Below are 5,460 nucleotides of genomic sequence, written 5' to 3' on the forward strand. Positions count from 1 at the left end.
GGGCAGGCACCCAGGTGCCTGCCCGACGTCGTGCGTTGCACCAGCGAGGTGTCAGATGGGCTGGGTGTTGGGCGGCGGAAGGTCCGGGTTCATGTCCGTAAGGTTCGGGTCCTCTGCCGTCCACACCTGGATGATGGCCCAGACCACGGCAGCGAGGGGGACGGACAGGACGGCGCCGATGATCCCGGCCAGGATGGTGCCGGCGGTCAGGGCCATCAGGATCACCAGGGCGTGGAGCTGCAGGGATTTGCCCATCACGATCGGCTGGAGGAGGTCGCCCTCGAGCTGGTTCACCGCTACCACCACGGCCACCACAATCAATGCAACCACGGGACCGTTGGCCACCAGGGCCACCAGGGCCGCCAGGATGCCGGCGACTGTTGCACCCACCAACGGGATGAACGCCGTGATGAACACGATGATGGCCAGTGGAATGGCCAGGGGGACCTGAAGGATCAGCAGGGCTGCGCCGATGGCCACGGTATCCACCAAAGCGACGATGGCTGTGCCGCGGACGTAGCCGCCCAGTACTTCGAGGGTGCGGCTTCCCACCCGGCGCAGTTTCTCTTCCCGCTCGCCTTTGAAGGGCCGGAGCAAAAAATTCCAGATCTTGGCGCCGTCCTTGAGGAAGAAGAACAGGATGACCAGCAGCAGTCCGGCTCCAGCCAGGAATTCCGTCACAACCGACAACCCGGTGATCGCGCCGGAGCGGGCCTGGCTGCTGGTGGCGAACTGGATGATCCCCTCCCTGGCCTGGTCCAGCTGGGCCGGGTCTATCGGGATGGGGCCGTTGATCAGAAACTGCTCCAGCTCGTCGAGCCCGGCCGAGGCCTGTTGCGCCAGTTCAGCCCACTGGTTGCGGATGGACAGGTAGATCACCGTGCCCACCCCGGCGAGCACAACCAGCAGGGCCAGAAATGCCACCGCCGTGGCTGCGCCGCCGGGAAGTCCGCGGCGGCGGAGCATGTTCACGAAGGGCCCGATTGCCGCCGCAAGGATCAGCGCGATCAGGACGGGGATGACCAGCAGCTTGATCTGCATCAGCGCATAAACCGAAACCACCGCCACTGTCAGGATCAGCAGGACCTGGGCGGACCGGACTCCTACCCGGCCCAAGGCATCGGCCCATAGGGCGCTGGGTGGCTTTCGCTCACGGCGTTCGGTTCCGCCTGCTTCTCGGCTTGCGTTTCCGGCTGCGCCGTCAGCAGGTGCCTCGGCCGCGGTGGCCGGCGGAGCGGAGGGCTTCCGCGACGGGTCGTGCTCGGACAGGTGCGCTTCCTTCGCCATGGGTGCTCCTTCATCGGCCGGCACCCTGTGTGCGTGCGGCACCCAGGGATCTACTACCTACGTCAGATAGTAAGCTTACTGATGGTGCGTGTCCCGGCGGGGATTACGCGCGGAGCCACTCGGCACAGGAATGCAGGTTCCGGTTGACAGTGGCCACGGCAGCCTCCGCGTCGCGGGCTTCAATCGCCTCAACCAGCTCGCCGTGGCCCTCCTCCGTGAGTCCGTCAAGCCGGCCCCGGCGCTGCTGCTTCAACAGCTCCTGATGGAACACGCCGCCGAAGCTGACGTAAAGCTCGTGCAGCAGCGGGTTGCCGGAAGCCTTGGCAACACCCTCGTGGAATGCCCAGTCCGCCCGGGCCCAGCCCTCGTAATCGGCGGCGGCCCACGCGAGGGCGCGGGCGGCGAGCGTGGCACGCAGGGAGGTGACGTCGTCGGGCGTTGCATTCCGGGCGGCGAGACGGGCTGCCTGGGTGTCCAGCCCGAGCCTGACCTCGAGGATGTGTTCCTCCGTGTGGTCCTGGTACATCCGGCGTGCGGCGCCGGACATCTCGCTGGTGGCGCGGACGTAGGTTCCGTCGCCGCGGCGGACCTCAAGCATCCCGCCGTGGGCCAGCGCCTTGATGGCTTCCCGGAGCGTGCCCCGGGAGACGCCAAGCCGGGCCATCAGCTCTGGCTCGGAGGGTATCCGCTGGTTCAGCAGCCATTCGCCCGAGTGGATCATTTCCCGCAGCTTGGCGGTGACTTCGTCCGCAAGCGGCTGGCGGTGCGAGGTGCTCAGGGTCATGGCGTCCTACTTCTTCCGGCCGGTGGCCCGGCCGGTGACCGGACCGGTGGCAGCGCCGCGCGTAATCAGGTGCGCCACCAGGACCTGGACCAGCGCGATACCCAGCAGCAGGGCCAGGGGAAGCGTCCAGCCGCCGGTGGCGCTGTTCAGCAGGCCGGCACCGAAAGGGCCCGCCGTGGCGAGCAGGTAGCCGGTGGACTGGGCCAGGGTGGACAGGGCCGTGGTTTCGGCGGTGCTGGTCCCGCTCCGGCTGATCATCACCATCACCAGGGGGAAAATTCCCAGGCCGGAGCCCAGGAGGACTGCAGGGAGAGCCGCCAGGCCGGCAGGCAGGAACAGCAGCGCTGCCAGGCCGGCCACCATGATGATGCTGACCGAATACAGCGCGGGCCGGAGCATCCGGGGCCGGGAGCCGATCGCGATCAGCATCATGCCTGCCGGCACGGACACCAGCTGCATCAGCCCGTAGAGGAGGCCGCTGTCCGCGGCGCTGATGCCGCGGCTGATCAGCATGGACGGGAACCAGCTGATCAGTGAATAGGCAAGCAATGCCTGGAGCGCGAAGATGGCCGTCAGCAGCTGGCCCTTCCGGGTGCGCAGCAGGGGCCACGGGGAAACCCGGACGGTGGTTCTGCGGACACTGTTGCGGTGTGCGTGCAGGGCCATGGGGAGGAAGCCCAGGAAAGCGGCAACTGCAAGGAATCCTATGGCACCCAACGCGGCGGACGGCGATCCCATCGCGAGTGCCAGGGGGACCGCGGTCACCGAAGCGACAGTGGCACCCGTGGTCATGGTGACCGTGTACAGCGCCGTCATGAGCGAGGTCCGGTGGGCAAAATGCTCCCGGATAAACGACGGCATGGCCACGTTGCACACAGCCAGGCCGGACATCCCCACCACCGTGCCGGCCATCAGCATTCCGGTTGCGGGGATCCCGCGCAGCAGCAGCCCGGCGGCCAGCATTGCCAGCGAGAGCAGGATGGCTTTCTCGACCCCCAGCCGTCCTGTCAGCCAGGAGGTCGCTGCGCCTGCCACGGCAAAACAGAGGGTGGGGATGGACGGAATGAGCGCGGCCACCAGCGGACCGTAGCCCAGGACAAGCTGCAGATCATGCAGGAGCGGGGAGGCGCCGGCGATCCCTGCGCGCAGGTTCAGCCCGATGAGCACCACGGCAATCACACCGAGGACGACGGCGGAACGCGGCGTCGGCGTCGGTGTGGGCGGCGGTGTCGGCGCCGGAGCAGACGGCGCGGCGGGCCGGCCGGCGGGCTGCGCAGCGGACTGTGCGGCCGGTGAGGCGGCGGGCTGGCCAGGAGGACCGGAAAGGATGGCGGGCATCTCTCAACGGTAGACGTTGGACGTTTGATGTTTCCGCATTTTGTGGGGAAGCTCTCCCCGCCCACTGTCCAAGCAACGAAGGGAGCGAGTTAATATTCGCGGCATACAATCGTTCCCTGTGACGGTCCACGCCCGTTTCCGCGGGTCGCATGCCTCATCAACGGTGAAGGATGGCAATTATGGATTCCCAGGGAGTTGAGGTCGAAAAGAAGTACGACGTCGGCGCTGACGCCGAGGTGCCTGCGCTCGCGGAATTGCCCGAGGTTGCTCGGGTGGGTGAGCCTCGCGTGGACACCCTGGAAGCCGTTTACTTCGATACCCGCGCCCATACACTGGCCTCCCGCAGCATCACCCTTCGCCGCCGCACCGGCGGCGCTGACGCGGGCTGGCACCTCAAATTGCCGTCGCAGGGTCCGGGCGCGGAACCCCCCGGGCAGGGCGCGGAACCACAGCGGCGCCGCGAACTGCATGCCCCGCTTGGCCAGCCCGCCGTCGTTCCCGACAGCCTGCAGGCGTACCTGTGGGTTTACCTTCGAGGCGAAAAAACCATGCCGGTGGTCCGGCTGCGGACCCAGCGCACCACGTACCCGTTGTACGGCGAGGACGGCGCCCATCTGGCCGACCTCGCCGACGACTGCGTGACGGCCGAGGTGCCCGGCGCCGGGGGTGGCCCCGGCCGCACACAGGAATGGCGCGAGTGGGAACTGGAGCTCGTGCACGGGAGCCCGGAGCTGTTCCCGGCTGCGGAGGAGCTCCTGGCAGCCGCCGGGGCACTTCCTGCGCAGCATCAGTCCAAACTGGCCAAGGCCCTTGGTGAGTCCGGTGCCGGCGAATCCGGCGCGGGCGCATCCATACCTCGCCCCAAACCTGGCGCCGCACCTGACGCCCCACCGCCCGGCAAGAAGGGCCCGGCCGCGGATCTCCTGACTGCCTACCTGGCGGCGCAGGTCCGCGAAATCCTGGTGCACGACCCCGGCGTCCGGCTTGAGGAACCCGAGGCCGTGCACGACCTCCGCTCGGCCACCCGCCGGGCCCGGTCGGCGCTCGAAGCCTACCGGCGGTTCTACAACGCCCTGGCCATCCGGCACCTCGCTGCCGAGCTCAAATGGCTGGGCCGTGTGCTGGGCGTGCCGCGGGACGCCGACGTCATGCTGGACCGTCTCCGCACGCACGCGGCCGCGCTGCCGGCGGGATCCGCCTCGGTTGCGGTGAAGGACCGGTTGGAGGATGAACTGGGCGTGAGCCGGGACGCAGCCCACCGGAAGCTCCAGATGGCGATGGTTTCCGCTCGCTATTTCGACCTGCTGGACGCCCTCGAGGCGTTCCTGGGCAATCCGCCGGTCAGGCAGGGCGGCGCAGAGCCGGCCGGCGAGGCAGCCGGCAAGCAAGTGGCCAAGGCCTCCAAACGGCTGCGGCGCTCGGACAAGGCGGCCCGGCGTGCACGCCGGGGGGCGGAGCACGAGACCTCCCTGCACACCGTGCGAAAGGACGCCAAGCGGCTGCGGCACGTGGCGGAATCGGCCGAGCCGGTGCTCGGAAAACGTGCCGCAAAAATCGCCAAGGCCGCGCACAGCCTGCAGCAGATCCTCGGCGATTTTCACGACAGCGTGGTGGCCCGGGACCTGCTGGTCAAGCTGCTTGCCGCGCCGGAACTGCCCGAAGCCGTCGCGTCGGCCTACGTCACGCTCCACACGCAGCAGGTCCAGCTCGCCGCGGAGGCCGAAGCCCACTACCTGAAGGAACGCAAGAAGTCCCGCAACCTCCTCCAACGCAGGGATCCTTCTATGGTTGTCAAGCGTGGCAGGGGCCTGGGTTTGCGGCGTTGAGTGTTCGGTAGATCCGTCGGGCGAGGTAGCGTTTCACGCACCGGCGGATCTCCTTTTTTGTGCGTCCTTCGGCTTGGCGTTTCTGGACGTAGGCGATGGTGACCGCGTCGAAGGTCATCCGGCTCAGGGCGATGAGGTGCAGGGCTTTGTTTAGGGTTCTGTCGCCGCCGCGGTTGAGTCTGTGGCGGACGGTGTTCCCTGACGAGGCCTGGATGGGGCTGGCTC

5 protein-coding genes are annotated in these 5,460 nt (G+C 68.0%); 1 reads left to right on the forward strand and 4 read right to left on the reverse strand.

Translation table 11 applies throughout. From position 1 onward, the window contains the following. Window positions 1-51: 51 nt before the first annotated feature. From ACS5PJ_RS22485 to ACS5PJ_RS22495, 3 genes are all read right to left on the reverse strand, one after another. The gene (locus ACS5PJ_RS22485) at window positions 52-1,287 is read right to left on the reverse strand and encodes an AI-2E family transporter (protein ID WP_439437056.1); all 1,236 of its coding nucleotides are present in this window, start codon (window positions 1,285-1,287) and stop codon (window positions 52-54) included. Window positions 1,288-1,390: 103 nt separating this feature from the next. Continuing rightward, entirely contained in the window at window positions 1,391-2,071 is a 681-nt protein-coding gene (locus ACS5PJ_RS22490) for a FadR/GntR family transcriptional regulator (RefSeq protein ID WP_439437057.1), read from the reverse strand. Between the two features lie 6 nt (window positions 2,072-2,077). Then, on the reverse strand, window positions 2,078-3,409 hold the full coding sequence (locus ACS5PJ_RS22495) for an MFS transporter (RefSeq protein WP_439437058.1): 1,332 nt from the start codon (window positions 3,407-3,409) through the stop codon (window positions 2,078-2,080). 179 nt (window positions 3,410-3,588) lie between these two features. Here ACS5PJ_RS22495 and ACS5PJ_RS22500 point away from each other — a divergent pair, with 179 nt between their 5' ends. Next, entirely contained in the window at window positions 3,589-5,235 is a 1,647-nt protein-coding gene (locus ACS5PJ_RS22500; RefSeq protein WP_439437059.1) for a CYTH and CHAD domain-containing protein, read from the forward strand. Here ACS5PJ_RS22500 and ACS5PJ_RS22505 read toward each other — a convergent pair. Further along, window positions 5,201-5,460: transposase (locus ACS5PJ_RS22505; protein WP_439437060.1), on the reverse strand; the 260-nt coding region annotated here is incomplete at its 5' end. The genes ACS5PJ_RS22500 and ACS5PJ_RS22505 overlap by 35 nt on opposite strands.

The sequence above is a fragment of the Pseudarthrobacter cremeus genome (genome assembly GCF_051857465.1).
Classification (GTDB): Bacteria; Actinomycetota; Actinomycetes; order Actinomycetales; family Micrococcaceae; genus Arthrobacter.

Excerpts from the sequence above, each read along its gene's own strand:
- ACS5PJ_RS22485 (WP_439437056.1), bottom strand. The coding sequence starts at position 1,287 with ATGGCGAAGGAAGCGCACCTGTCCGAGCACGACCCGTCGCGGAAGCCC.
- ACS5PJ_RS22490 (WP_439437057.1), bottom strand. The coding sequence starts at position 2,071 with ATGACCCTGAGCACCTCGCACCGCCAGCCGCTTGCGGACGAAGTCACC.
- ACS5PJ_RS22495 (WP_439437058.1), bottom strand. The coding sequence starts at position 3,409 with ATGCCCGCCATCCTTTCCGGTCCTCCTGGCCAGCCCGCCGCCTCACCG.
- ACS5PJ_RS22500 (WP_439437059.1), top strand. The coding sequence starts at position 3,589 with ATGGATTCCCAGGGAGTTGAGGTCGAAAAGAAGTACGACGTCGGCGCT.